This is a genomic window from Actinomadura miaoliensis (genome assembly GCF_039536785.1).
Lineage (GTDB): Bacteria > Actinomycetota > Actinomycetes > Streptosporangiales > Streptosporangiaceae > Spirillospora > Spirillospora miaoliensis.
Genome location: NZ_BAAAZG010000046.1, coordinates 13916 through 39180, shown reverse-complemented (window position 1 = coordinate 39180; position 25265 = coordinate 13916). Strand labels below are relative to the sequence as shown.

Here is a 25265-nt window from a genome sequence, read left to right as displayed (position 1 = left end):
TGCGCTACGTGGCGACCGGCTTCGGCCGGTACGACATCGTCGGGCAGGCCGAGGCGCCCTCCCGCGCCGAACTGGTGTCGGTGCTGGACGCCATCCGGGCGGTGCCCGGCGCCACCGTCCGCGAGTCCTGGCATCACCTGGACGTGGTGAAGGAGTCCTACGCCGTCGAGCTGCCGGACAAGCCGCTCAACGGAGCCGTCCGCCCCGGCGGTCACTGACCCCTCACCGGCGGCCCCGGTCGCCTCGCGCAACGGTCCGGCCGTCACGGGAGCGCTTCCACCCCGACGGCCGGGCCCGCGCGCGGCCCCCGCCCCGCATGGGGCAGTGGCGGGTCGGCGGCGGGCAGGGCGGGTCAGCGGTGGTCGCGGGCGGTCTCCTTGGCGAACGCCAGGAAGTCGCGGGCCGCCGGGGACAGCCGGCGGTGCGCGTGCACCAGGGCGATCAGGCGGGTCAGCGGCGGGCCGAACGAGCGGACCACCAGCCCGCCGGTGTCCTCGACCTGGTTGCGGTACCACACCAGCGAGCCCAGACCCGCGCGCACCCAGTCCAGCCAGGCGGAACGCTCGTCGGACTCCACCGCGGGCACCGGCCTGACACCGAAGTGCGCCAGCATCGCGTCCAGCTCGGCGCGGCGGGCCCCGCCGCGGGCCGGCATGATCAGGCGCAGGCCGTCCAGCGCCGCCGGCGGCACCGGCTCGCGCAGCCCGAGACCGGGCGGGGACACCAGCACCACCTCCCGCTCCTCCAGCGGGTGGGCGACCAGGTCGCCGGGCACCGGCAGGTCGGTCACGGCCAGGTCGGCGCGCCCGGCGCGCAGCGCCGCGGCCACCACGTCGCGGCCCGCGCAGCGCACCACGCGCACCCGCACCGCGGGCTGCTCGCGGGCGAAGCGCGGCAGCAGCCCCCCGGTCAGCTCCGGCTCCAGGGACGGCTGGGTGGCCACGCGCAGCTCGGCGCCCCGCCCGTCGGCACGCGTCACCGACAGCCCCTCGATCGCCTCGATCGCGCCCAGGGCGACGCGGGCCTGCCGCACCACCTGCTCGCCGACCGGGGTGAGCACGACACCGCGGCCGGAGCGGGCGAACAGCTCCACCCCGAGCTCGCGTTCCAGCTCGCGGACCGCCCGCGACAGCGCGGGCTGGGCGACGTAGAGCGCCTGTGCCGCCGACGTCATCGTCCCGTGGTCGGCGGTCGCCACGACATAGCGCAGCTGCCGCAGATTCATGCCCCGACGGTATGCCAACGAACCGATTCGGGCCTGGACATAGCCGGAACCGGACCGATGCTCGCCGGGCGGGACGAGCCGCACGTCCTCGTGCTATCGGGGCGTCGTGCCCGGCGCGGCGTCCGGCGGGGGAGCGGCCTGCCGGCCGGACTCGGGCTCGTGGTCGGGCTCCAGCGGCGGCGCGCCCACCGCGCAGTGGCTCTTGCAGCGGGGCTCGCGTTCGTGGTCGGGGGCGGCGCGCAGGACGTCGTCGCGTACGGTCAGGGCCGTCAGCACGGCCCCGGCCAGCAGCATCACCGCGCACACCCGCATCGACGCGGCGAACCCGCCGGAGAACACCGCCGGATCGTCGTAGGCGGCGCCGGTCAGCCCGGCCAGCGGCGGGATCGCCGCCACCGCCAGCAGCCCCGCCGTGCGCGCCACCGCGTTGTTGACGCCGCTGGCGACGCCCGCGTGCCGGCTGTCCACCGTGGCCAGCACGGTCGCGGTCAGCGGCGCCACCACCGCCGACAGCCCCAGCCCGAACACCGCCACGGCCGGCAGCACGTCACGCACGTAGGAGGCGTGCGCGCCGACGCGGCCGACCAGCAGCATGCCGACAGCCGCGACCACCAGCCCGACCGTCATCGGCAGCCGCGGCCCGATCCGCTGCGCCAGCGCCCCCGCCCGCGACGACAGCAGCAGCATCAGCACCGTCACCGGCAGCAGCGCCGTGCCCGCCGCGATGGGCGTGAACCCCGACACCACCTGCAGGTTCACCACGAACAGGAAGAACATCACGCCCATCCCGCCGTACATGACGAAGGTGACGGCGTTGACGGCCGAGAACTGCCGCGACCCGAACACCTCCAGCGGCAGCATCGGCTGCGGCACCTCCCGGCGGCCGCGCCGCCCGCCCCCGCCCCTCCGGGCCCGGCCGCGGGAGCGTTCGAGGAGCAGGAACCCCGCCGCCGCCAGCACGCCCACCACCGCCGCCGTGGCGACCACCGGGCCGACGGCGCCCCCGGGCGCCTCGGTGAGGGTGTAGGTGACCCCGGCCAGCGCCAGCGCGGCCAGCGCGGCCCCCAGGACGTCGAAGCGGCCGTGCGCGCCCGGGTCGGCGCTCTCGGGCACGTGCCGCACCGTCACCAGCACCACCACGGCGGCCAGCGGCAGGTTCAGCAGGAACACCCACCGCCACCCGGCGGCCTCCACCAGCCAGCCCCCGACGAACGGGCCGACCGCGCCCGCCACGCCGCCCAGCCCCGACCAGGCCCCCACCGCGCGGGGACGGTCGTCCGGCGCGAACGACGCCTGGATGATCGCCAGCGCGCCCGGCGTCAGCAGCGCCCCGCCCGCGCCCTGCAGCGCCCGGGCGGCCACGAGCATGACCACGTCCTGCGCCGCCGCGCACAGCGCCGAGGCGACCGCGAACCACACCACGCCGATCAGGAACACCCGGCGCCGCCCGTACCGGTCGCCCAGCGAGCCGCCCAGCAGGATGAACCCGGCCAGCGTGAGCGTGTAGGCGTTGACCGTCCACTGCAGGCCCGACATGGACGCGTCCAGCTCGCGGGCCAGGCGCGGCAGCGCCACGTTCACCACCGTGGAGTCCAGCAGGGCCACGCTGGAGCCGAGCACCGTGGCCAGCAGCAGCCAGCGGCCCTGGGCGGTGCCCAGCCGTATGTCCGACATCAGGGCCGGACCAGCTCGTACGACGCCATGCCAGCATCGTCGCACGCCGCCGCCCGTGGTTCAGCGGCGCGAGGGCGTCACCAGTGGTCGGGGCTGAACGGCTCGTCCTCGGGACGCGCCGACTGCGACAGCAGCCGCAGGTCGGACTCCACCATCATCGTCACCAGCTCCTCGAAGGTGACGTCGGGCTCCCAGCGCAGCTGCTCGCGGGCCTTCTTGGGGTCGGCGCACAGCAGGTCCACCTCGGCGGGACGGGTGTAGCGCTCGTCCAGCACCACGTGGTCGCGCCAGTCCAGGCCCGCCGTGCGGAAGGCGAACTCCACCAGCTCGCGCACCGAGTGCGTCTCGCCCGTGCCGATCACGAAGTCCTCGGGGGCGTCCTGCGCCAGCATCAGCCGCATCGCGCGGGCGTAGTCGCCGGCGAAGCCCCAGTCGCGCCGCGCCTCCAGGTTGCCCAGCCGCAGCTCCGTGGCCAGGCCCAGCTTGATCCGCGCCACGCCCAGCGTCACCTTGCGGGTGACGAACTCCGCGCCCCGCCGCGGCGACTCGTGGTTGAACAGGATGCCGCTGACCGCGAACATCCCGTACGACTCGCGGTAGTTCTGCGTGATGTAGTGCCCGTAGGTCTTGGCGACCCCGTAGGGGCTGCGCGGATGGAACGGGGTCTTCTCGTTCTGCGGGGTCTCCCGCACCATCCCGAACATCTCCGACGACGACGCCTGGTAGAAGCGAATCTGCCCGGCGCCGGGGGTGCGCGACGGGCTGATGCCCGACACCACCCGGATCGCCTCCAGCATCCGCAGCACGCCCATGCCGGTCACCTCGGCGGTGAGCTCGGCCTGCTGCCACGACATCGGGACGTAGGAGATCGCGCCCAGGTTGTACACCTCGTCGGGCCGCACCCGCTCCACCGCCGAGATCAGGCTGCCCTGGTCCAGCAGGTCCCCGGTGGTGATCTGGACGTCGCCGACGTGCTTGCGCAGCCGCGCCACGTGCGGGTTGGCCTGACCGCGGACCAGGCCCCAGACCTCATGTCCTTGCGCGAGCAGATGCTCGGCGAGGTACGAGCCGTCCTGCCCGGTGATGCCGGTGATGAGTGCTCGCCTGGACAGCGGATCCTCCTGGCCGTATCGGTCGCACACGGGCTCACCGCGAGGGGGTTCCCCGCCGTGAGAGTGAAATATGAGGTTAGCGACCCGGTTGCGACGCTGACGAGAGAGGGCGCCGTTTGAACCGAATTTGCTTCGAGTTCAACGGCGGCGTGGCGCGCCGGGAGCGGGATGTGCGAGCGTGGGCTCATATGAGGTGCTGCGTGAGGTGCTGTGATGACCGCCGGTGAGGTCCGTCCGGCCGCCGGGCGGGCGGGTGCGGCCGCCGACGCGATGCGTCCGGAACCGGCCCCGCTGCGGCCGAACGGGCGGCCGCTGGGCCGGTACGCGATCATGGCGGTGGTCAACCGGACCCCCGACTCGTTCTTCGACCGGGGCGCCACCTACGCCTTCGAGGCCGCGCTGGCGGCCGTGGACCGGGCCGTCGCCGAGGGCGCCGACATCGTCGACATCGGCGGCGTCAAGGCCGGGCCGGGCGAGGACGTCGACACGGCCGAGGAGATGCGGCGCGTGGTCGAGCTGGTCGCCGCCGTCCGCGACCGCCACCCCGGCGTCGTGATCAGCGTGGACACCTGGCGCGCCGAGGTGGGCGAGGCCGTGGCCGCCGCCGGCGCCGACCTGCTCAACGACACCTGGGGCGGCCCGGACCCGCGGCTGGCCGAGGTCGCCGCCGCGCACCGCATCGGCCTGGTCTGCGCGCACGCCGGCGGTGTGGCGCCCCGCACCCGGCCGCACCGGATCGGCTACGACGACGTGGTCGCCGACGTCGTGCGGCACGTGACCGCCGAGGCCGAACGCGCCGCCGCGCTGGGCGTGCCGCGCGACGCCATCCTCATCGACCCCGCGCACGACTTCGGCAAGAACACCCGCCACTCGCTGGAGATCACCCGCCGCCTGGGCGAGCTGACGGCCACCGGCTGGCCCGTCCTGGTCGCGGTGTCCAACAAGGACTTCATCGGCGAGACCCTCGGCCAGCCGGTCGAGAAACGCGGCGTCGGCACCATGGCCGTGCTGGGGGTGTCGGCGTGGCTGGGCGCGCGCGTGTTCCGCGTCCACGACGTCGCGGGCGCCCGCCGCGCCCTGGACGCCGTCGCCGCCCTCGCCCCCTGACCGCACCCCGCCTCAATGATCGCCGCGCCTGGGTGATCGCCGCGCCTGGGTGATCGTCGGCGGTTCGGCGGGCGGCGCGGTTCAGTGGGCTGCGGCCTCGCGTTGGCGGGCCCGGTAGGCCGCCACGTGCATGCGGTTGCCGCAGGTGCGGCTGTCGCAGTAGCGGCGGCAGCGGTTGCGGGACAGGTCCACCAGGACGCGTGAGCAGTCGGGGGCCTCGCAGGTGCGCAGCCGGTCCAGCTCGCCCGCGGCCACCACGTACGCCAGCGCCATGCCGCAGTCGGCGGCCAGATGCTCGTCCATGGGGGCGCCCGGGGCGAAGAAGTGCACGTGCCAGTCGTAGCCGTCGTGGTCGGTCAGGTGCGGCGTGGTGCGCACCTCGCCGACGATGTCGTTGATCAGCCGGACCGCCGCCGGAACGTCGGCCGCGGTGAACACCGCGTGGAAGCGGCCCCGCAGGTCGCGCACGCGCGCCAGGTCCCGCTCGGTGAGCCGGTCCACGTCGCTGAACCGATTGCGGTCGACGAACGCGCGCAGCGCGGCCAGATCCGCGAGCCGTTCCTCCCCCGACGCCTCGGGCCCGGTGTTGATCAGGTCGACGACGGTGGCGAGCGCGTGCTCGGCGTCATGGGTGAAGATCACTGTGACTCCAGTCTCGGAGACCGGCGACGGACGTGGGGGCACGCGTCGGCACGGGGGCCGTCCCCCGAGAGCGCCGCACGTTATCACCATATGACGCCGGAGGCTGAACGGCGCCCCGTCCCGGAACGGCGCCCGCCTCCGGTGGGGGACGCGCCGGCGACGGCCCGTCGGCGTCCGTTACGGGCGGGGCGCCCGACTACTGACGATCCGCCGCGAACGCGCGTATACCGCGTCGTCGTGGACAAGTAACGGCCGTGGGCGAGGAACGGATCTTCGTCGTCTTCCTGGTCGTCGCGGTCGTCGTGCTGGCGGCCCGCGCGCTGGCCGGGCGGATGCGCGTGCCCGACGCGATCCTGATGGTCGTGCTGGGCATGGCGGCCGGGTTCGTGCCGGGGCTGCCGCCGGTGCGGGTGCCGCCGGAGGTCGTCCTCATGGGGTTCCTGCCGCCGCTGGTGTACCACGCCGCGTTCTTCACCGCGCCCCGCGAGGCCCGCGCCGACGCGGTGCCCATCTTCACGCTGGCGGTCGGGCTCACCGCCGTCACGACCGTGGCGGTGGCGGGGACCGCGTACGCGCTGCTGCCCGGTGTCGGCTGGGCCGCGGCGTTCGCCTTCGGCGCCGCGGTGGCGCCCACCGACGCCGTCGCCGCCACCTCCGTGATCCAGCGCCTGGGCGCGCCCCGCCGCATGGTGACGATCCTGGAGGGCGAGAGCCTGATCAACGACGGCGTGGCGCTGACCATCTTCGGGCTGGCGGTCGAGGCGCTGTCCACGCCGTTCACCGCCGGGCACGGCGCCGCGCGGCTGGCGCAGGTCGCGTTCGTCGGCGTGGCGTACGGGCTGGCGGTCGGCCTGGTCGTGCGCCGGCTGCGGCGCCGCATCCAGGACCCCAGCAGCCAGATCATCGTGTCGCTGATCACCCCCTACCTGGCCTTCATTCCGGCGGAGAACTTCGGCGCGTCCGGGGTGCTGGCGACCGTGACCGCCGGGTTCTACCTCGGCACCCGCTCCGAGGGCGTGCTGCAGCCCGCGTCCCGGCTGGTCGGGAACACGTTCTGGCGCATCCTGGTCTTCCTGCTGGAGTCGACGCTGTTCGTGCTGCTCGGGCTGCAGATCCGCCAGGTGCTGCGCGAGCCGCACGGCCACACCTGGACAGAGGTCGGCTGGGCCGCGCTCGCGCTGGCGGCCGTGGTGGTGGCGGTGCGGCTGGTGTGGGAGCTGGCGACCGGGCCGCTGGCGGTGCTGGTGCCCGGCGGCCGCCGCAGCCGCCGCGGGCTGGGCTGGCGGCAGCGCGTGGTGATCGGCATGGGCGGGATGCGCGGCGCGATCTCGTTCGCCATGGCGCTGTCGGTGCCCGTGGCGGCCGGACCCGACCGCGGCGTGCTGGTGCTGCTGGCGGCGCTCGTCGTGCTGATCACGCTGGTCGGGCAGGCGCCGCTGCTGCCGGTGCTGCTGCGGCGGTTCGGGCTGATCGAGCCGGGCCGGCGGCGCGTGGAGTCGATGCGCGCCCGGCACGACGCCCTGCAGGCGGCCCTGGCCCGGCTGGACGAGATGGCCGCCGCCGACGAGGTCGACGACCGCACCGCCGACGCGTTCCGGCAGATGCTGGAACTGCGCCTGCAGCGCGTCCGCAACCGGCTCGACACCGACGGCGACACCGAAGGGGACGACACCGCGCTCACCAGCAGCCGCCGCGTCCGCCGGGAGCTCGTGCGGGCCCAGCGCGCCAAGCTGCAGGCCCTCTACCGCAAGGGCCGCATCGGCGCCGACACGCTCCGCGAGATCAGCCGCGAGCTGGACTTCGAGTACTCGGCCCTGACCCGCCGTCCCCGCCCCTGACCCGCCGTCCCCGCCCCTGACCGGCCGGGCGCGCGCCTCGGCGGGGGAGCGCCCGGGTCAGCGGGAGTACGCGGCTCAGCGGGAGTACAGGGGGTCGGCGACGACCGGGTAGTAGGCGCCCTCGTGCGCGACGCGCATCGTCACGACGTTGCCGTCCAGCACGTAGTCGGCCTTGACCGGCCGGAACATCGAGTCGCACGCCCACGGGCTGTAGAGGCGGCCCACGGTGGCGCCGTAACGCAGGTGGACGACGTCGTAGCCGCCCGACGGCATGGCCTCCAGCGCCAGCCCGTCGGCCAGCGCGAACGGGAAGCGGAACTCGGCGGGCGCGTCCGGCCCGTGGATCACCGTCAGCAGCCGGACGCCGCCGGAGGTGGTCTGCGCGAGCATGTCGGTGTCGACGTCCACGCCGACGAACACCCGCAGGCTCGGCCGGATCACCTGGGCGACGGTGTCGGCGGCGGTCGCGTCGATCCCGATGTGGACGCGCTGGCCGTCCTTGGTCGGCACCCACACGCCGTCGCGGGCGCGCTGGCCCCACCCGACGTCGGGGTTCTCCAGCTCCTGGGGCTCGTTCTTGCCCCGAGCGACCAGAATCCTGGAGGCGGCGCTCATCGCCGCGGCAGCCCCGTCACGTGCGTGCCTCATGGCGGGCCCCCTCGCATCGTCGATCCATCGCCCCATCACACTGATGTGGGTTTACCACTGTGACCCCCGGCACGGGGCTACCGGGTCGATACCGGGTGCTTTGCCGTGCTTCGCCCCCTGCGCCGTTGGACTTTACACCACGCTTATATGTGACGATCCAGCCCATAACCGGGATGACCACACCATGTCACGAGGGAGACCAGCCATGACCAGCACGCCGCCGCCCGGCACCGTCCGCGTCGCCGACCTGCCGCCCGAGCGGCAGCGCGAGCTGCACGCCATGATGCGCGACTCCACCCCGCTGCACCGGCTGCTGGCGCTGGAGATGGTCGAGATCGGCGAACGGCACGCGGTGCTGTCCATGCCGGTGCGCCCGGAGGCGTTCAACAGCACCGGCAACCTGCACGGCGGCGCCATCGCCACGCTCATCGACGTGGCCGCCGGCACCGCCGCCGCGCGCGGCAGCGGCTTCCAGCCGGGCGAGCAGAGCCTGGTCACCGCCGACCTGCACGTCCGCTACCTGGGCCGGCCGCACGGCGACACGGTGTTCGCCCGCGCCGAGGTGCTCAAGGCGGGCCGCCGGCTGGTGATCGTCGAATGCCGGGTCACCGACGTCGAGGACCGCGTGATCGCCGCCGCCGACTTCTCCATGATGATCGTCCCGCTGCGGAAGCCGCTGCGCCCGGTCGACGGCGCCACGCCCACCGACCCCGACCTGTGACCGCCCGCCCCGCGATTCCCCGTCCCGGAAAAACAATTGCGGGGAATCGCGGGCCCGCGCATCCTGGACGTGTCGAAAGGCAACGGGAACACCGAAGGGGTGAGCCACCGGTTAGGCGACTGGTCTCCAAAACCAGTGAAAAGCAGGTTCGACTCCTGCCGCCCCTGCCAGGCGAGCGACGGCGCTCGCCGCGACGGGCTTGTGGTGTAACGGGAACACATCTGTCTTGCACACAGACGATCAGGGTTCGACTCCCTGCGAGTCCACGAGGCGGCTTTTTGGTGCTCGGCGAGCTGCTGCTCGCCTTCGCCGAGGCCCGCCGTGTCCTTCGAGGGGCGGCTCCCCGAATTCCCCGGGGGGTTGTATTCGTGCCGTAGAGGCCTTGTGGGTGAGGCGTCAGGTTTCCACCCTGAAGAACCGGGTTCGACTCCCGGCTACGGCTCTCATTCGGTGCTCGCTAGGGCGTCAGGGCCTCGCGTCGGATCGTCTCGAACTGGGCGGCCATCGCGTCGGCGAGGGCGCGGGCGGCCGACATCGGCCGGACCATGACGCACAGTTCCTCGATCAGCCCGGCGTCGTTCGTGCGCAGGAAATCGCACCCGTGGACTTCGCGGTCGCCGATCCGGGCCTTGAACATCAGCGCGTGGTCGCGGCCCGCCTGATCGGCGATCTCGCGCACGTACCGCACGTCCTCGAAGACCCGCGCGACGCCGCGCAGGATCGCGCCGACCATGGCGCGGCCGGTGTACGGGGTGAAGGCCACCGGGCTGAGGAAGACGACGTCCTCGGCCAGCAGCCCCGGCAGGGCGCCGATGTCGCCCCGTTCGACCGCCTCGCGGAACGGGTGCATCCGCCACCTCCATAGTCAGTTTTTTGAATAGGTATGAACGTTAGTGTGACCTCCGGGCGTTGTCCAGGTGTCGTCCGGGGCCGGCCTACCAGGCGCGTGCGGCCCGCAGCAGGTGGTCGCGGACGAGAGTGACGTGCGGGTTGTCGGCGGGGCCGGAGCGCTGGGCGAGGAACGCGGTGTTGATGGGCGGGTCCTCGGGCTCCAGAAGGAGCTCCAGGGTGCCCGCGGCGAGCTCGTCCTGGCACAGGTAGCGCGGCAGCACGCTGATCCCGGCGCCCGCGACCACGGCGGCCAGCACGCCGCGCAGGTCGGGGACGACCACGGCCGAAGGGCCCGACAGGCGCGTGCCGAACACGTGCCGCCAGTAGCGCCGCGCGATCGGCAGATCCTCGGCGTAGGTGACGAGCGGGACGCCGCGCAGCGCGGCCGGCCCGTCGGCGGCGACGCGTCCCGGGCCGACGCGCCGCGCCCAGCCGGGCGCGGCGACCAGCACGAACTCCTCGTCCATGAGCGGTTCGGCGGCCAGCACGCGGCCGCGCGGCCGCCGTGTGGCGATGACCAGGTCGAACAGGCCCCGCCCGAGGTCGGCGAGCAGGTCGTCGGTCAGGCCGGGGGTGACGCGCAGCCGAAGGCCGTCGTCGACCAGCGGCGCCAGGGACGGCAGCACCCGCAAAGCCAGCAGCTCGGCGGGACCCGCCAGGTGCACCGGTCCCGGGGGCGCCTCCCGGCCGGATCCGCCCGCCACCACCGCCAGGGCGTCCAGCGGCGCGGCGACCTGGGCGGCCAGCTCGTCGGCCACGGGCGTCGGGGCCACGCCGCGGGGGAGCCGTTCGAACAGGCGGCGGCCCAGCCGCCGTTCCAGCGCCCGCACCTGGGCGGTGACGGTCGGCTGCGCCAGCCCGAGCAGCGCGGCCGCGGCCGTGAACGAGCCGGAGCGGTGCACGGTGAGGAAGGTCCGCAGCTGGTTGAGGTCCAGCGCGCCGCCTCCGGCGACGCTGGACATGCCATCGGTTTTTCTATGGCTCACCCAGCGCAGCCTATTTGTTGGCGTCGCAACGGGCGATCTAGCGTCGATGCCGTCCGGCAGACATGGAGAGGACGAACGATGGCCAGGATTCTTTTCGTGATGACCGGGGCGGCCCACTGGACGCTCGCCGACGGCACCCGCCACCCGACCGGTTTCTGGGTCGAGGAGGCGGCCGTGCCCTACCGGGCGTTCACCGAGGCCGGGCATGAGGTGGCGGTGGCCACGCCGGGCGGCGTGCAGCCGCCCGTGGACCGCGCGAGCCTGACGCCCGACGCGGCCGGAGGGCCCGAGGGCGCGCGGGAGATGGCGGCGGCGCTGGAGTCGTTCGGCGCGCTGCGCGACCCGGTGGCGCTGGAGGACGTCGACGTGGACGGCTACGACGCGGTGTTCGTCCCCGGCGGGCACGGCCCGATGGAGGACCTGTCGCGCGACCCGGCGTGCGGGCGCGTGCTGACGGCCGCGCTGGACGCGGGCAAGCCCCTGGGCGTGGTGTGCCACGGCCCGGCCGCGCTGCTGGCCGCCCGGCGGCCCGACGGCACCTGGCCGTTCGCCGGATACCGGCTGACGGCGTTCACCAACGCGGAGGAGACGCAGGCGGGCCACGCCGCCGGGGCCGCGTGGCTGCTGCAGGACCGCCTCACCGAGAACGGCGCCGACTTCCAGGCGGGCCCGGCCTGGCAGGCCAACGTGGTCGTCGACCGCAACCTGCTGACCGGGCAGAACCCGCAGTCGTCCGCGCCGCTGGCCGCCGAGTTCGTCAAGGCGCTCGGCGGCGCCGCATGACACGGCGGCCGTGGACACCGGTCCACGGCCGCCCTGTCCCCGGTCCTCAACGCCTGAGGACGCGGTCCAGCAGGGCCGCGGTCTCCCGCCGGTGGGCGTGGGCGATCACGCCGAAGACCACGCCCAGCACGGCCGGGAACGCCGCCCACGCGGGCTCCAGCACGAACACCTGGGTGACGACGGCGCCCGCCATCACCCCGATCAGGCCCAGCGACGCCAGGCCCGCCAGCCGCGGGACCAGCAGCCCGACGCCCCCGGCCACCTCGACGACGCCGGTGAAGTACCGGAACCACTGGCCCCAGCCGATCTTGGTGAAGGTCTCCACCGCGTCCTGCTGCCCGGCGAACTTGGGCAGCCCCGACGCGACGATGAGGAAGACGGCCAGCAGGACCTGGACCGTCCAGAGGGCGACGACGGCGGGACGCCGCCGGACGGCGGTCCGCTCGGCGGTGCGGGATGCGAACGCTTCCTGGGTGGCCATGACGATCTGCCTTCCGGGTCGGGGGAGAGGGAAGGACGCTGTCGTGCGTCTCGCAGATGTAGACCCGGGGCGCCCGCGAAACTCATCGCCGAGACAAGGGGCGGCGCGATGCCGGTTCCCCGGCATGGCGAGGCCACGGCGGCCGGACAGCCGCCGTGGCGTTCGGGTTCGACCCGCCGGACGCGGGGTCAGCAGGTGGCGGGGGCGGCCAGGGGCGTCGGGGCGGTCACCGCGGCCAGGACCTCGCTGAGACGGTCCAGGGAGTCGGCGATCCAGGGGAGCGTCAGCGGGTCGGGGGTGGCCAGGGCCGCCAGGCGCTGCTCCTCGGTCTCCCCGTACAGCAGGCTGGACGACACCCGCATGCGCAGCGCCTCCTCGGCGTCGCCGAAGGCCGCGCCCGGCAGGACGCCCACGCCGTGCCGCTCCAGCAGCAGCTCGGTCAGGTCGGCGCCGGTGCGCACGCCGTGGTCGGCGCGCAGGCGGTCGCGCAGCGGCTCGAAGTCGGGGTAGACGTAGAAGGCGCCCTCGGGGGACGGGACGCGCGCCCCGACCGCCTCGAAACGGGCGGTGACGGCGGCGGCGACCGTGGCGTGCAGCCGGCGGCTGCGGTCGACCCGCTCGACCAGCTCGGGCGGCTCGGAGAAGGCGAACGCGGCCGCGTGCTGCATGGGCGCCGGCGCGCTGGACCAGATCTCGCTGCCCACGCCCAGCAGGTCGGTGCGCAGCGTCTCGCCGATCGGGCCGTCCGGCAGGCGGGCCACCCCGATCCGCCAGCCGCCCGCCGCCAGGTGCTTGCTCAGCGCCGTCGTCACCACGGTGCGCTCGGGGGCGTACGCCGCCGGGCTCGGCACGTCGCGGGACGGGTCGTGCACGAGGTCGCGGTAGATCTCGTCGGAGACGATCACAAGGTCGAGCTCGCGGGCCACCTCGCACAGCCGCCGCACGGTCTGCTCGGACGCCAGCGTGCCGGTCGGGTTGTCCGGCAGCGTCACCACGACCCCGGCGACCGAGCGGCCCTGCGAGCGGGCGCGCACCACGGCGTCGGCCAGCAGCGCCGGGCTGGGCACCCCGCCCTCGCCCGGGGGCGTGGCGACCTGGATCGCCCCCTCGGCGGCCATCGTCGCCTGGGCGGCGTAGCTCACCCAGCTGGGCGCCGGTATGACGATCTCACCGCCCAGTGACATCACCAGGCCGAAGAGCAACGCCTTGCTGCCCGGCCCGCTCACCACCATCCCCGGCTCGGTGGGCAGGCCGCGGCGGCTCCAGTAGCCGGCCGCGGCGGCGCGCAGCGCCGCCGACCCGGCGACCGGGCCGTAGGCGCCGCGGTCGGAACCGGCGGCGAGCTCGCGGGCGAGCGCCGGGTGGATCGGCAGCCCGGCCTCGCCGAAGCCGAGCGGCAGCACCCGCACCCCCTCGCGTCGCTTGCGCGCCATCGCCTCGTTGATGGCGAGGGTGGGCGACAACGGCACCCGGCGGGCGCCGGAGGGTCTGGACCCGGTGGAGGTCGCCTCGGTGGACTCGTTCTGGACTGGCATTCAAGTGCTCCAGGGCATGCTGACGTACACGGAGAGTTACACAGGGATCCCCGTAAGTGACCCGGCCGGGCTCGACTCATTGTTTTCCCAGAAAAAGCGTCATCACAAGCGAGTCTCATCGATGCAGACCATAAGATGAGCTGATGCTCGAAGTGCGTAGGCTGCGACTGCTGGCCGAGTTCGCCCGCCGGGGCAGCATCGCCGCCACCGCCTCGGCGCTCGGCTACACCCCCTCCGCGGTCTCCCAGCAGCTCGCCGCGCTGGAGCGGGAGGCGCGCGTGGCGCTGCTGGACCGCACCGCCCGCAGCGCCGAGCTGACCGACGCGGGGCGTCGCCTGGCCGAACGCGCCGAGGAGATCCTCACCCTGGTCGAGGCCGCCGAGGCCGAGCTGTCGGCCAACGCCGACGCTCCCATGGGACGGGTGGTCGTCACCGCCTTCCCGACCGCCGCCGTGGCGTTCGCCCCGGCGCTGGCGGGCAGCCTGGCCGACCATCCGGAACTGACGTTCGTGCTGCGGCAGACCCGGCCGGGCGACGGCATCCGCCAGGTGCGCAGCGGCGAGGTCGACATCGCGCTCGTGGACGACTGGACCGGCAAGCTGGCCTCGCACGCGCCCGCCGCGCTGAAGTTCTTCCACCTGTGCCGCGACCCGCTGGTGCTGGCGGTACCCGCCGGGCATCCCATGGCCGACCCGGCCAAGCCCGTCGACCTGCAGGAATTGCGCGAGGAGGCGTGGATGGCCGCGCCCACCGGCGAGCCGTCCCGCCAGGCGGTCGACCGGCTGCTGGACACCGTGGGCGGCCGGCGGCCCATCCCGTGGGAGTTCGAGGGCCTGCACACCATCCTCAGCCTGGTGGCGCGCGGCATCGGCATCGCCGCGATCCCGGCGCTGGCGCTGGCGGCCGGCGATCGGGACGTGGCGGTGCGCCGCCTTCCCGACTGCGACCTGGCCCGCGAGGTGTACGCGGTCACGCGGGCGGCCAGCGTGCGCCGTCCCTCGGTCGCCGTGACGCTGCGCGCCATCTACTCGGCCGCGCGGAAGGTCCCGCCCGTCCTGCCCGACGAACCGGACTACCTGCTCGGCTGAACCTCCCCGCCGCCCGGCCCGAACCTCCCCGCGACGGCACACCGCCGAGGGGAGGCGCCGGGATGGCGACAATTCGGGGCGAAACCGTCCAGTCCGGTACGCGGTATCCCGTACCGTGGGGCGGGTCGTGACCAGCTCCGCCCGCCCGGACCGAGCCGATTCGGGGACGCGGCGCTTCATGGACCCACGCTCCACGGACCCACCCCACACGGACCCAGGCTTCATGGACCGAAACCACCACGCCTTCGAGATGCCCCGCCTGACGGCGCTGATCAGGCACGCCCTGCCGCGCTTCGTCGAGGGCGTCATCGCGCCGGTCGCGGTGTTCTACGCCGCGTTCGCGCTGCTCGGCCTGAACGGCGCCCTGGCCGCCGCCGTCGCCTGGGTCTACGGCGGAATCGCCTGGCGCTGGTGGCGCGGCCACGGCGTGTCGGCGATGCTGGTGCTGGCCGCGCTCGGCGTGACCGTCCGGGCGGTCCTCGCGGCGGCGACGCACAGCGCGGTGGTGTACTTCCTGCAGCCCACGCTCGGCACGCTGATGGTCAGCATGGCCTTCCTGGCGTCGGTGCCGCTGCGCCGTCCCCTCGCCCAGAAACTGGCCACCGACATGGTGCCGCTGCCCGAGGCGTTTCTGCGGCACGAGCGCGTCCGGCAGTTCTTCCTGCGCATCTCGCTGCTGTGGTCGCTGGTCTTCTTCGCCAACGCGCTGATCAGCCTGTGGATGCTGTTCAATGAGTCGATCGGCATGTACCTGTGGGTGCGCACCAGCCTGGTGACCGCGCTGGGCGCGGCCGCCGTGGTGGTCTCGGTGTGGGGCTTCCGGCGGTGCCTGCGGCACGTCAACGGCGAGCACGTCGACGGCGAGCACGGCGCGGCCCCGGCCGCCGCCCCGCCCGCGCCGTCGGCCGCCTGACGGCCGCGCCCGGGGCGCGTCCGGCGGCCGCCCGGGAGCCGTCTGACGGCCGCGTCACATCTCTCGCGCGGGGGCCAACTTTTTCTCCGGACGGAGCGTCTTTCATTCTTGGATAGATTTCGGGTAAGGGATTATTCAAGAACAGTGGGGGTTGTTCGTGGGCGACAAGGGTCGTTTGGGGTTGGCGGTGGCCGGAGGTGCCGGTGCCGTGCTCGTCCTGGTCACGGGCTGCAGCGGCGGCGACGGCGGTTCGGGTGAGCTGGCCTCCGGCAAGACGGCCACGGCGACGATCACTCCCGCCAACGGCGCCGCCTCGGTGCGGCCGGACGGGCCCATCGAGGTCAAGGCGGCCCAGGGCACCCTGCAGAACGTCACCGTGCAGGGCAAGGGTTCGACCATCACGGGGAAGATGTCGGCCGACCGCAAGACGTGGCGGTCGGAGCGGACGCTGACCCCCGCCACGTCGTACACGGTGACCGCGCAGGTCAGCCATGACGGCAAGACCGAGACGGTGAGCAGCACCTTCACCACGCTGAAGCCGGCGAGGACACTGTCGATCGTCGACGTCACGCCCAACCTGGAGGGCGAGAAGGTCGGCGTCGGCATGCCCATCTTCGTCCGGTTCAACCGGGCGGTCACCGACCGGGCCGCCGTGGAGCGGGCGCTGCAGGTGACGCCGGAGAAGCCGGTGGCCGGCGCCTGGCGGTGGGTGGCGCCCGACCAGGTCATCTACCGCACCCAGACGTACTGGCCCGCGCACCAGCGGGTCCGCTTCAGCGCCCGGCTGGCCGGACTGAACCTCGGCAACGGGACCTACGGCGCCAAGGACGTCCAGGAGACCATCCAGATCGGCGCCGCCCAGATCACCAAGGGCAACATCAACGGCCACCACATGACGGTCACGCGGGACGGCAAGAAGCTGCGCACCATCCCGTTCAGCGCGGGCAACGGCACGACCCGCGAGTACACCACCACCAGCGGCGTCCACCTGCTGATGGAGAAGGGCAACCCGGTCATCATGGAGGCGCCAGGCCGCAAGCCCGGCGACCCGGGCTACTACAAGCAGAAGGTGAACTACGCGGTCCGCTTCTCCAACAGCGGCGAGTACGTGCACTCGGCGCCCTGGTCGGTGGGCTCGCAGGGGTCGGCCAACGTCAGCCACGGCTGCCTCAACGTCAGCCCGTCCAACGCCAAGTGGTACTACGACATCATGCAGCGCGGCGACGTGATCGACCTCAAGGGCACGTCCCGCGACGTCGAGTGGGACAACGGCTGGAGTTTCTGGCAGCTGTCGTTCGCCGAGTGGAAGAAGGGCAGCGCGCTCTCCTGATCGCGCCGTTCCCGGTTCCGCCCTTCCGATCACGCCCTTCCGATCACGCTTGGTCGCCGGTCCGGCGGCCGCCGTGACCCGCTGCAACGCTTTGATCTCGGGGCCCCGCCGAATACCCCGGTTGTCGACATCAGGAACCTCATTTGTCGCTAATGTTCCGGTGGTAGACGGCGGGGTCCTGGAGGTTGACGGTGCAGCGGAGGGTTTCCGCAGGAGTGCGGGCGGGCGCGGGAGTGGCGGGGGCGCTGCTGCTCCTGACGGCGTGCTCCGGCGGTGAGGACGGTGACGGGGTCACCGTCGGCGGCAAGGGGGAGGCCGGCGCCCCGCAGGTGACGGTCACCCCCGGCAACGGCAGCGGACAGGCCCACCCCGAGCAGGGGGTCACGGTCCGGGTGACGGGCGGCACGATCGAGCAGGTCACGCTGACCCGCAAGGGCAAGCCGGTGGAGGGGCGGCTGTCGCAGGACCGCACCAGCTGGCAGTCGCGCACCCTGCGGCCCGGCACCCAGTACCAGGTGTCGGCGGTGGCCAAGAGCCCGAAGGGCAAGAGCACCAGCGTGCAGAGCACCTTCACCACCATGAAGGCCCCGGTAGCGCTGAACATCACCGACGTCACGCCCATGCAGGGCGAGAAGGTCGGCGTCGGCATGCCGATCATCGTGACGTTCAACCGCCCGGTGGAGGACAAGCGCGCGGTCGAGCAGGCGCTGGAGGTCAAGTCCACCAAGCCCGCCACCGGCGCGTGGTACTGGACGGCCCCCAACCAGGTGATCTTCCGTACCAAGAACGGCGCCTACTGGCAGGCCAACCAGACGGTCACCCTCCGCGCCCGGCTGGCCGGGGTCAAGGCGGGCAAGCGCACCTACGGGGTGAACGACGTGGCCCGCCGGTTCACCATCGGCGATGCGCACGTGGCCAGGGTCAGCACCAGGACCAAGCGGCTGGTGGCCACCAGCAACGGGCAGCGGGTCAAGAGCTGGCCGATCAGCGCCGGGAAGGGCGGCCGCGTGGTCAACGGCGTCGACACCTTCCTGACCACCAGCGGCATCCACCTGACCATGGGCAAGGAAAACCCGGCGATCATGACGTCGGAGTGGATGGGCGTCGACCCCAAGGACAAGAAGAACGGCGGCTACCGGGAGGTCATCCCGTGGGCCGTGCGGATCTCCAACAGCGGCGAGTACGTCCACTCCATGGCCGCCACGATGTGGGCGCAGGGGCGCCAGAACGTCAGCCACGGCTGCGTCAACTCCCCGCCCGCCTACGCCAAGTGGTTCTACAACTGGTCCTACCGGGGTGACATCGTGATCATCACCGGCAGCGCGCGCCGCCTGGAGTGGAACAACGGGTGGAGCTACTACCAGATGAGCTGGAACCGCTGGGTGAAGGGCAGCGCCCTCGACCGCGAGGTCACCACCGCCTGAACCGCGCCTGCCGAACCGCCTCCTGAACCGCTCGCCGAACCGCCGCCTGGCCGCCGCTTGACCGCGGCCCGGCGGTCCGCGCGGCGACCGGCTCCGGCCGGTGCTCGTCGTTGATATGGCGAGATCTCGGGAAATATCCCCCATACGGATTCCCGGAGATCGAGGACGCCCCATGGTGCATGGAGAACGACGCGCACGGCGTCAGGCGCGGCGCGCGACACCGCGGAACCTGCGCGCCGCCGCACGCCGCAGGCTGCGACGCGGCCGGCGTCGGGTGCTGACGGTCACGCACCGGGGCGTGCGCAGGGTGGCCCTGTGGACGGTGCGGCCGCTCATGCCCGACCGGCCGCCGCCGTGGGATGCGCCCCGGGCCGCGCCGCCGGACGCGCCGCCGGACGGGGGGCCCGGGCCGGACGGCGCGCGGCGGCCGCGCGTGCGGATCCTGCTGCAGCACGCCCACGGGACCGGCGGCACCATCCGCACGGTCCTCAACCTGGCCGGCCACCTGGCCCGGCGGTACGACGTGGAGATCGTCAGCGTGGTCCGCCGCCGGGCCGAACCGTTCTTCCCGATCTCCCCGGACGTGACGGTGCGGTTCGCCGAGGACCGCCGCGTCCCGCCGTCCGGGCGGGTCGAGCGCCTGCTGACGCGGCTGCCGAGCGTGCTGGTGCCCGTCGACGACGCCTCGTTCCGCACCGTGAGCCTGTGGACCGACCTGTGCCTGCTGCGCGCGCTGCGCGGGCCCGCGCCCGACGTGCTGGTCGGCACCCGGCCGTCGCTCAACCTGCTCGCCGCCGAGCTGGGCGGACGCGGCGTGGTCACCGTCGGGCAGGACCACATGAACCTGCCCGCCTACCGGCCCCGCCTGCGCCGCGAGATCGCCCGCGCCTACCGGCGGCTCACCGCGGTGGCCGTGCTGACCGAGGCGTCGCGCGCCGACTACCGGGCCGCGCTGGCGGGCGCGCCGACCCGGGTGGTGCGCATCCCCAACGCGCTGCCGGAGCTGCCCGGCGGGCCGTCCCCCCGCACCGCCAAGGTGATCCTGGCGGCCGGGCGCCTGACCAGGCAGAAGGGGTTCGACCTGCTGCTGCGCGCGTACGCGCCGCTGGCCGCCGCGCACCCCGACTGGACGCTGCGGATCTTCGGCGCGGGCCCCAAGCGCGACGCCCTGCGCGCGACGATCGCCGAACACGGGATGAACGGCCGGGTGCAGCTGCGCGGCCGCACCCCGGACCTGGCCGGGGAGATGACGCGGGCGTCGGTGTACGTGCTGTCGTCGCGGTTCGAGGGCATGCCGATGGTGCTCCTGGAGGCGATGGGCAAGGGCCTGGCGGTGGTGGCGTTCGACTGCCCCACCGGCCCCGGCGAGATGATCACCGACGGCCGCGACGGCCTGGTGGTGCCCGCCGAGGACGTGCCCGCGCTCACCGCCGCGCTGCGCAGGGTGATCGAGGACGCCGACCTGCGCGACCGGCTGGGCGCTCGCGCCGCCGCCACCGCCCGCGGCTACGGCCTCGACCTGGTCGGCCCCGAGTGGGAGCGGCTGCTGGACGGCCTGCTGGCGGCCCCGCGCGGGCCCGCGCCGGCCGTCCCGCTGGCGTCCGCCCACGCGCTGCTGGGCGTGCTCGGCCTCATGTGACCGAGGAGCGGGCCGGGGCGGCTCAGCCGCGCAGGCCGACGGCCGCGTACATCAGCGCCTGGTCCGGCGGGCGCACCGGGCCCACCGGACGCCACTCGGAGGTGAACACCACGCCCGGCCCCAGCAGCTCCAGGCCGTCGAGGAACGCCGCCACCTCCGCCCGCCCCCGCGGCACCAGCGGCGTGCCGCAGCCCGCCGTGTACAGCGACGCGGCCTCGGCCACCGCGGCGGGCGCCGGGTCGGCGGTGAGGTGGGAGACCGCCAGGGCGCTGCCCGGCGGCATGGCGCGGCGCAGCCCGGCGGCCAGCTCGTGCGGGCGGTCGGCGGCGGCGAGGTGGTGCAGCACGCTCGTCAGCAGCACGCCGACGGGGCGGGTCCAGTCCAGCGGCGCGGCGACCGTCACCGCCTCGAGCAGCCCGTCGTGGTCGCGCAGGTCGGCGCGGACCACGCTGACGTTGCCGTCGTCGGCCAGCAGCGCCCGGGCGTGCGACAGCACGATCGGGTCGTGGTCGACGTACACCACCCGCGCGCCGGGCACGTGGCGCTGGGCGATCTGGTGGACGTTCTCGCCGGTCGGCAGGCCGCAGCCGATGTCGACGAACTGGGCGACGCCGTGCTCGGCCAGGGCGCGCACGGCCCGTCCGACGAACGCGCGGTTCTCCCGGGCGGCCGTGCGGGCGTGCGGCTGGACGCGCAGCAGCGGGTCGGCCAGGTCGCGGTCGGCGGCGTAGTTGTCCTTGCCGCCCAGCAGCAGGTCGTAGAACCGCGCCGGGTTCGCCTCGCCCGCCGTCGCCCACGGCCTGGACCGTGCGGACGCGGGCGCCGGCGGCGCCGCGGTGGCGGTCTCCGGCTCGCTCATCGCCGTTCCGCCGGTCCGTCGTGGCACCGGGCCGGCCCGCGAGACGTCGCCCCGTGGTGGCTCCCGGCTCCGCCGTGGTACGTGGCCCCGTCATGGGACGTGGACCCGTCGTCGAACATGGTCACCTCACCCTCGGCTCGACAGCCGACCCCCGTCGGCGGCGGGCGGCCCACCGTGTCGCCGGCGGCGACCGGGCGGGACGGGTCCGGCGGGAACGTGGGGAGCGCTCCCCGTCCCAGGGCCGCATACCGATCATCCCCTGACTCACCCGAGAAAACCGACCTTCCACCCCTTATTGACAGGTGACCGCATCCGGCCGGACGGCCCCGACGATCCCGACGCCCCTCACGACCCCCCCCGACCCCGCGCGCCGACTGGTGGCCCGTGAGGTGAATCGACGCCCGCGAACGGGGAACCGGAGGGGGACCCGGACCGTACGCCGAGAGGGGGCACCGTGCCCGACATCGACGACGTGACGCGGCTGGCCCTGCCGATCGAGGAGGAGACGGACCTCGACCCGGTGCTGGACCGGATCGGGGACGCGCGCTGCGTGCTGCTCGGCGAGGCGAGCCACGGCACCCACGAGTACTACGCCTGGCGGGCGGCGCTCACCCGGCGGCTGATCGTCGAACGGGGGTTCTCGTTCGTCGCGGTCGAGGGCGACTGGCCCGACTGCTGGCGGGTCCACCGCAGCGTGACCGGGGCGCCCGGCGCGGACGGCGACCCGTACGCGGCGCTGGACGCCTACCGCCGCTGGCCCACCTGGATGTGGGCCAACCACGAGACGGTCGCGTTCTGCCGCTGGCTGCGCGGGCACAACGCCGCCCTGCCGCCCGAGCGGCGCGCCGGCTTCTACGGGCTGGACGTCTACAGCCTGTGGGACTCGCTGCGCGCCGTCATGCTGCACCTGGCCGAGCACCGGCCCGAGTACCTGGCGACCGCGCGCGAGGCGTACCGATGCTTCGAGCCGTACGGAGACGACCCGCGCGCCTACGCCCGGCTGGTGCCCGAGGACTGCGCGGACGAGGTGCTCGCCCTGCTCACCCGGCTGCGGCGGCCGGCGGGCGGCGGACGCGCCGTCGACCCGGCCGAGCAGCTCAACGCCCGGCAGAACGCCGAGGTCGCCGCGGGCGCCGAACGCTACTACCGCGCCATGATCGGCGGCGGGGAGCGGTCGTGGAACGTCCGCGACACGCACATGGCCGACACCCTGGACCGGCTGCTGGAGTTCCACGGCCCGCGCTCGCGCGCCGTGGTGTGGGCGCACAACACCCACGTCGGCGACGCCCGCGGCACCGACATGGGCCGCGCGGGCCTGGTCAACATCGGCCGGCTCGCCCGGGACCGGCACGGCGCCGCCGGCACGGTGCTGGTCGGGTTCGCGGGCGGGCACGGCGAGGTGGTCGCCGCGCCGCGCTGGGGCGCGCCGATGGAGGTCATGCGGGTGCCGCCGCCGCGTTCGGACTCGGTCGAGGCGCTGCTGTCCGGCACGGGCCTGCACCGCGCCCTGTTCGTGTTCTCCGACGAGCTCGACGCCCGGTGGCTGACCGCCACCCGCACCCAGCGCGCCATCGGCGTGGTGTACGACCCTGACCACGAGCTGGGCAACTACGTCCCAACCCGCCTCGGCGAACGCTACGACGTGCTGTGCTGGTTCGCCCGTACCTCCGCACTGGATCCGCTGCACCTGGAGGCGTCCCGGCGCGGTGAGCTGGAGACCCTGCCGACGGGCGTGTGACGCGGCGCCCGCCCTGCGATGCCGCCGTTTCGGCCTGCCGGAAACGGTCGTTTTGCCTGTCCGTCTCCGGGCAGGGGCGGGGAAGTGTCCGTTATGACCGACGAGGGGGAACGTCATGACCGGCGACATGTTCGGACACGGGGCGTTCGGCTCCGATCCGTTCGAGGACTTCTTCGCCCGCTTCTTCGGTCCCGGTTACACCCGCAGGCCGATGCACCGCATCGACATCGGGCGGCTGATGAACGAGGAGGCGCGGGAGGCGGTGCGGGACGCGGCGGCCAAGGCCGCCGAGTGGGGGAGCCGCGACCTGGACACCGATCACCTGCTGTGGGCACTGACCCGGCAGGACGCCACGCGCCGGCTGCTGGAGCGCGCGGGGACCGAACCGGACACCATCGCCCGCGCGGTCGAGTCCGAGGTGTCGCGCGGCCAGCCCCGTGACACGCCGCCCGTGCTGACGCCCGCGGGCAAGCGCGCGCTGCTGGACGCCCACCAGATCTCCCGCGCCCTCGGCGCGTCCTACATCAGCCCCGAGCACCTGTTGTACGCGTTGCCGTTGAATCCCGAGTCGCCCGCGGGACGCATCCTGGCCAGGGTGCGGCTGACGCCCGAGACGCTCCAGGAGGCGGGCTCCGGGGGCGGTCCGGGCGGGCAGGGCGCGCCGCCGCCCACCGGCACGCCGACGCTGGACGAGTTCGGCCGCGACCTGACCGCGATGGCGCGGGAGGGCGCCATCGACCCCGTGGTGGGCCGCGACGAGCAGATCGAGCAGACGATCGAGGTGCTGTCGCGCCGCACCAAGAACAACCCGGTGCTGATCGGCGACCCCGGCGTCGGCAAGACCGCGATCGTGGAGGGCATCGCCCAGCGCGTCGCCGACGGCGAGGTGCCCGAGACGCTGCGCGCCACCCGGGTCGTCCAGCTCGACATGGCGGGCGTGGTGGCCGGCACCCGCTACCGGGGCGACTTCGAGGAACGCCTCAAGAAGATCATCGACGAGATCCGCGAGCACTCGGGCGACCTGATCGTGTTCATCGACGAGATGCACACCGTGGTCGGCGCGGGCGGCGCCGAGGGCGCGATGAACGCCGGGAACATGCTCAAGCCCGCGCTGGCCCGCGGCGAGCTGCACATCATCGGCGCGACCACGATCGACGAGTACCGCAAGCAGGTGGAGAAGGACGCGGCGCTGGAGCGGCGGTTCCAGCCGATCCTGGTGCCCGAGCCGTCCGTCGAGGACACCATCGAGATCCTGCGCGGCCTGCGCGACCGCTACGAGGCCCACCACCAGGTGCGCTTCACCGACGAGGCGCTGGTGGCCGCCGCCCGGCTGGCCGACCGCTACATCACCGACCGGTTCCTGCCCGACAAGGCGATCGACCTGGTGGACCAGGCGGGCGCGCGGGTGCGGCTGCGGGTGCGCACCCCGGCCGCCGACGTGCGGCAGCTGGAGCAGGAGCTGGAGCGCCGCCGCCGGGAGAAGGACCACGCCGTCGCCGCCGAGCAGTACGAACGCGCCTCGGCGCTGCGCGACGAGATCCAGGACCTGGAGCGGCGGGTGGGCCAGGCGCAGCAGCGCGGCACCGACCCGCACGCCGTCCCCGAGGTCACCGAGGTCGACATCGCCGAGATCGTCTCGCGCACCACCGGCGTCCCGGTCTCCCAGCTCACCGAGGAGGAGCGCGAGCGGCTGCTGCGGCTGGAGGAGCACCTGCGCCGGCGCGTGATCGGGCAGGACGAGGCGGTCACGGCCGTCGCCGAGGCGGTGCGGCGCTCGCGGTCCGGGCTGGCCGACCCGAACCGGCCGATCGGCAGCTTCCTGTTCCTCGGCCCGACCGGGGTGGGCAAGACCGAGCTGGCCCGCGCGCTGGCCGAGGCGCTGTTCGGGTCGTCCGACCGGATGATCCGCTTCGACATGAGCGAGTTCCAGGAGCGGCACACCGTCAGCCGCCTGATGGGCGCCCCGCCCGGCTACGTCGGCTACGAGGAGGCCGGGCAGCTCACCGACGCGGTGCGGCGCACCCCGTACGCGGTGGTCCTGCTCGACGAGATCGAGAAGGCCCACCAGGACGTGTTCAACGTGCTGCTGCAGGTGCTGGACGACGGGCGGCTGACCGACGCGCAGGGCCGCACCGTCGACTTCAAGAACACCATCGTGATCATGACGAGCAACCTCGGCTCGGAACTGATCACCGGGGGCGGCGGGGGCGTCGGCTTCACCACCGAGTCCGGGGCCGTGGACGCCGCGCTGCGCGAGCGGGTCATGCGGCGGCTGCGCGAGTCGCTGCGGCCGGAGTTCCTCAACCGCATCGACGAGATCATCGTGTTCCGCCGGCTCGGCGCCGAGCAGCTGCGGCAGATCACCGACCTGCTGCTGGAGGAGACCCGGCGCCGCCTGCACGCCCAGGACGTCACCGTCGAGTTCACCACCGAGGCGGTGGACTGGCTGGCCGAGCGCGGTTTCCAGCCCGAGTTCGGCGCCCGCCCGCTGCGCCGCACCATCCAGCGCGAGGTCGACAACCCGCTGTCGACGATGCTGCTGGACGGGCGGCTGCATCCCGGGCAGCACGTGCGGGTCCGGGTGGCCGACGGCCGCCTGTCCTTCGACACCGAGGTCCCGCAGACCGCGGG

Annotated in this window: 21 protein-coding genes, 3 tRNA genes and 1 pseudogene; 15 read left to right on the top strand and 10 right to left on the bottom strand. The window is 73.9% G+C overall.

Annotation, left to right across the window (positions count from 1 at the left end; genetic code table 11):
• Positions 1–218, top strand: a pseudogene (locus ABD811_RS29365) (Lrp/AsnC family transcriptional regulator); the annotation flags it as partial.
• A gap of 134 nt (positions 219–352) precedes the next feature.
• On the opposite strand, the gene ABD811_RS29360 reads toward ABD811_RS29365, so the two are convergent.
• The 3 genes from ABD811_RS29360 to ABD811_RS29350 form a co-directional block, all read right to left on the bottom strand.
• Positions 353–1225: a LysR family transcriptional regulator gene (locus ABD811_RS29360; protein WP_344954237.1), complete on the bottom strand. Its 873-nt coding sequence runs from the start codon at positions 1223–1225 to the stop codon at positions 353–355.
• 93 nt (positions 1226–1318) lie between these two features.
• Positions 1319–2899 (bottom strand): MFS transporter, encoded by a 1581-nt coding sequence (locus ABD811_RS29355; RefSeq protein WP_344954235.1) that lies wholly within the window; start codon positions 2897–2899, stop codon positions 1319–1321.
• Between the two features lie 77 nt (positions 2900–2976).
• Positions 2977–4011 carry a GDP-mannose 4,6-dehydratase gene (locus tag ABD811_RS29350; RefSeq protein WP_344954263.1) on the bottom strand — a complete coding sequence of 345 codons (1035 nt, stop codon included), beginning with the start codon at positions 4009–4011 and terminating at the stop codon, positions 2977–2979.
• Positions 4012–4281: 270 nt separating this feature from the next.
• On the opposite strand from ABD811_RS29350, the gene folP reads away from it, so the two are divergent.
• Entirely contained in the window at positions 4282–5118 is an 837-nt protein-coding gene (folP, locus tag ABD811_RS29345) for a dihydropteroate synthase (RefSeq protein ID WP_344954261.1), read from the top strand.
• 81 nt (positions 5119–5199) lie between these two features.
• On the opposite strand, the gene ABD811_RS29340 is transcribed toward folP, so the two are convergent.
• On the bottom strand, positions 5200–5760 hold the full coding sequence (locus tag ABD811_RS29340; RefSeq protein WP_344954233.1) for a CGNR zinc finger domain-containing protein: 561 nt from the start codon (positions 5758–5760) through the stop codon (positions 5200–5202).
• Between the two features lie 254 nt (positions 5761–6014).
• On the opposite strand from ABD811_RS29340, the gene ABD811_RS29335 reads away from it, so the two are divergent.
• Positions 6015–7598 (top strand): Na+/H+ antiporter, encoded by a 1584-nt coding sequence (locus tag ABD811_RS29335; protein ID WP_344954232.1) that lies wholly within the window; start codon positions 6015–6017, stop codon positions 7596–7598.
• 75 nt (positions 7599–7673) lie between these two features.
• On the opposite strand, the gene ABD811_RS29330 is transcribed toward ABD811_RS29335, so the two are convergent.
• Positions 7674–8246, bottom strand: coding sequence for a hypothetical protein (locus tag ABD811_RS29330; protein WP_344954230.1), 573 nt, complete (start codon positions 8244–8246; stop codon positions 7674–7676).
• A 205-nt stretch (positions 8247–8451) separates the two neighbouring features.
• Between ABD811_RS29330 and ABD811_RS29325 the strand changes: the two genes are divergently transcribed.
• The 4 genes from ABD811_RS29325 to ABD811_RS29310 all read left to right on the top strand — a co-directional run bounded on the left by ABD811_RS29325 (position 8452) and on the right by ABD811_RS29310 (position 9409).
• Positions 8452–8967: a PaaI family thioesterase gene (locus ABD811_RS29325; protein ID WP_344954228.1), complete on the top strand. Its 516-nt coding sequence runs from the start codon at positions 8452–8454 to the stop codon at positions 8965–8967.
• 95 nt (positions 8968–9062) lie between these two features.
• A tRNA-Trp gene (locus ABD811_RS29320) sits at positions 9063–9137 on the top strand.
• 25 nt (positions 9138–9162) lie between these two features.
• A tRNA-Ala gene (locus ABD811_RS29315) sits at positions 9163–9233 on the top strand.
• A gap of 104 nt (positions 9234–9337) precedes the next feature.
• Positions 9338–9409: transfer RNA gene (locus tag ABD811_RS29310), tRNA-Gly, on the top strand.
• Between the two features lie 15 nt (positions 9410–9424).
• Here the strand turns inward: ABD811_RS29310 and ABD811_RS29305 are convergent.
• Together ABD811_RS29305 and ABD811_RS29300 are read right to left on the bottom strand one after the other, a co-directional pair.
• Positions 9425–9817 carry a nuclear transport factor 2 family protein gene (locus tag ABD811_RS29305; protein ID WP_344954226.1) on the bottom strand — a complete coding sequence of 131 codons (393 nt, stop codon included), beginning with the start codon at positions 9815–9817 and terminating at the stop codon, positions 9425–9427.
• 85 nt (positions 9818–9902) lie between these two features.
• On the bottom strand, positions 9903–10820 hold the full coding sequence (locus ABD811_RS29300; protein WP_344954259.1) for a LysR family transcriptional regulator: 918 nt from the start codon (positions 10818–10820) through the stop codon (positions 9903–9905).
• Positions 10821–10922: 102 nt separating this feature from the next.
• Between ABD811_RS29300 and ABD811_RS29295 the strand changes: the two genes are divergently transcribed.
• Positions 10923–11627: a type 1 glutamine amidotransferase domain-containing protein gene (locus tag ABD811_RS29295; RefSeq protein ID WP_344954224.1), complete on the top strand. Its 705-nt coding sequence runs from the start codon at positions 10923–10925 to the stop codon at positions 11625–11627.
• A gap of 46 nt (positions 11628–11673) precedes the next feature.
• Here the strand turns inward: ABD811_RS29295 and ABD811_RS29290 are convergent, their stop codons facing one another.
• Complete coding sequence (locus ABD811_RS29290) at positions 11674–12108, bottom strand: DoxX family protein (RefSeq protein WP_344954222.1); 435 nt, start codon at positions 12106–12108, stop codon at positions 11674–11676.
• A 188-nt stretch (positions 12109–12296) separates the two neighbouring features.
• Positions 12297–13541, bottom strand: a complete 1245-nt coding sequence (locus ABD811_RS29285) for a pyridoxal phosphate-dependent aminotransferase (RefSeq protein WP_344954257.1) — start codon at positions 13539–13541, stop codon at positions 12297–12299.
• A 245-nt stretch (positions 13542–13786) separates the two neighbouring features.
• On the opposite strand from ABD811_RS29285, the gene ABD811_RS29280 reads away from it, so the two are divergent.
• The 5 genes from ABD811_RS29280 (at position 13787) to ABD811_RS29260 (ending at position 20037) form a co-directional block, all read left to right on the top strand.
• A complete protein-coding gene (locus ABD811_RS29280) occupies positions 13787–14731 on the top strand; it encodes a LysR family transcriptional regulator (protein ID WP_344954220.1) in 945 nt (314 codons plus the stop codon).
• A gap of 223 nt (positions 14732–14954) precedes the next feature.
• Positions 14955–15644, top strand: coding sequence for a VC0807 family protein (locus ABD811_RS29275; protein ID WP_344954218.1), 690 nt, complete (start codon positions 14955–14957; stop codon positions 15642–15644).
• 208 nt (positions 15645–15852) lie between these two features.
• Positions 15853–16974, top strand: a complete 1122-nt coding sequence (locus ABD811_RS29270) for a L,D-transpeptidase (protein ID WP_344954216.1) — start codon at positions 15853–15855, stop codon at positions 16972–16974.
• Between the two features lie 191 nt (positions 16975–17165).
• A complete protein-coding gene (locus ABD811_RS29265; protein ID WP_344954214.1) occupies positions 17166–18398 on the top strand; it encodes a L,D-transpeptidase in 1233 nt (410 codons plus the stop codon).
• A gap of 298 nt (positions 18399–18696) precedes the next feature.
• A complete protein-coding gene (locus ABD811_RS29260) occupies positions 18697–20037 on the top strand; it encodes a glycosyltransferase family 4 protein (protein ID WP_344954212.1) in 1341 nt (446 codons plus the stop codon).
• Between the two features lie 22 nt (positions 20038–20059).
• Here ABD811_RS29260 and ABD811_RS29255 read toward each other — a convergent pair whose 3' ends face one another.
• On the bottom strand, positions 20060–20896 hold the full coding sequence (locus tag ABD811_RS29255) for an SAM-dependent methyltransferase (protein ID WP_344954210.1): 837 nt from the start codon (positions 20894–20896) through the stop codon (positions 20060–20062).
• Between the two features lie 454 nt (positions 20897–21350).
• Between ABD811_RS29255 and ABD811_RS29250 the strand changes: the two genes are divergently transcribed.
• Complete coding sequence (locus ABD811_RS29250; protein ID WP_344954208.1) at positions 21351–22634, top strand: erythromycin esterase family protein; 1284 nt, start codon at positions 21351–21353, stop codon at positions 22632–22634.
• Positions 22635–22749: 115 nt separating this feature from the next.
• On the top strand, positions 22750–25265 hold a 2516-nt coding region (locus ABD811_RS29245), incomplete at its 3' end, for an ATP-dependent Clp protease ATP-binding subunit (RefSeq protein WP_344954206.1).

Excerpts from the sequence above, each read along its gene's own strand:
- ABD811_RS29360 (WP_344954237.1), bottom strand. The coding sequence starts at position 1,225 with ATGAATCTGCGGCAGCTGCGCTATGTCGTGGCGACCGCCGACCACGGG.
- ABD811_RS29355 (WP_344954235.1), bottom strand. The coding sequence starts at position 2,899 with ATGTCGGACATACGGCTGGGCACCGCCCAGGGCCGCTGGCTGCTGCTG.
- folP (WP_344954261.1), top strand. The coding sequence starts at position 4,282 with ATGCGTCCGGAACCGGCCCCGCTGCGGCCGAACGGGCGGCCGCTGGGC.
- ABD811_RS29330 (WP_344954230.1), bottom strand. The coding sequence starts at position 8,246 with ATGAGGCACGCACGTGACGGGGCTGCCGCGGCGATGAGCGCCGCCTCC.
- ABD811_RS29325 (WP_344954228.1), top strand. The coding sequence starts at position 8,452 with ATGACCAGCACGCCGCCGCCCGGCACCGTCCGCGTCGCCGACCTGCCG.
- ABD811_RS29305 (WP_344954226.1), bottom strand. The coding sequence starts at position 9,817 with ATGCACCCGTTCCGCGAGGCGGTCGAACGGGGCGACATCGGCGCCCTG.
- ABD811_RS29300 (WP_344954259.1), bottom strand. The coding sequence starts at position 10,820 with ATGTCCAGCGTCGCCGGAGGCGGCGCGCTGGACCTCAACCAGCTGCGG.
- ABD811_RS29295 (WP_344954224.1), top strand. The coding sequence starts at position 10,923 with ATGGCCAGGATTCTTTTCGTGATGACCGGGGCGGCCCACTGGACGCTC.
- ABD811_RS29290 (WP_344954222.1), bottom strand. The coding sequence starts at position 12,108 with ATGGCCACCCAGGAAGCGTTCGCATCCCGCACCGCCGAGCGGACCGCC.
- ABD811_RS29285 (WP_344954257.1), bottom strand. The coding sequence starts at position 13,541 with ATGGCGCGCAAGCGACGCGAGGGGGTGCGGGTGCTGCCGCTCGGCTTC.
- ABD811_RS29280 (WP_344954220.1), top strand. The coding sequence starts at position 13,787 with ATGCTCGAAGTGCGTAGGCTGCGACTGCTGGCCGAGTTCGCCCGCCGG.
- ABD811_RS29275 (WP_344954218.1), top strand. The coding sequence starts at position 14,955 with ATGGACCGAAACCACCACGCCTTCGAGATGCCCCGCCTGACGGCGCTG.
- ABD811_RS29255 (WP_344954210.1), bottom strand. The coding sequence starts at position 20,896 with ATGAGCGAGCCGGAGACCGCCACCGCGGCGCCGCCGGCGCCCGCGTCC.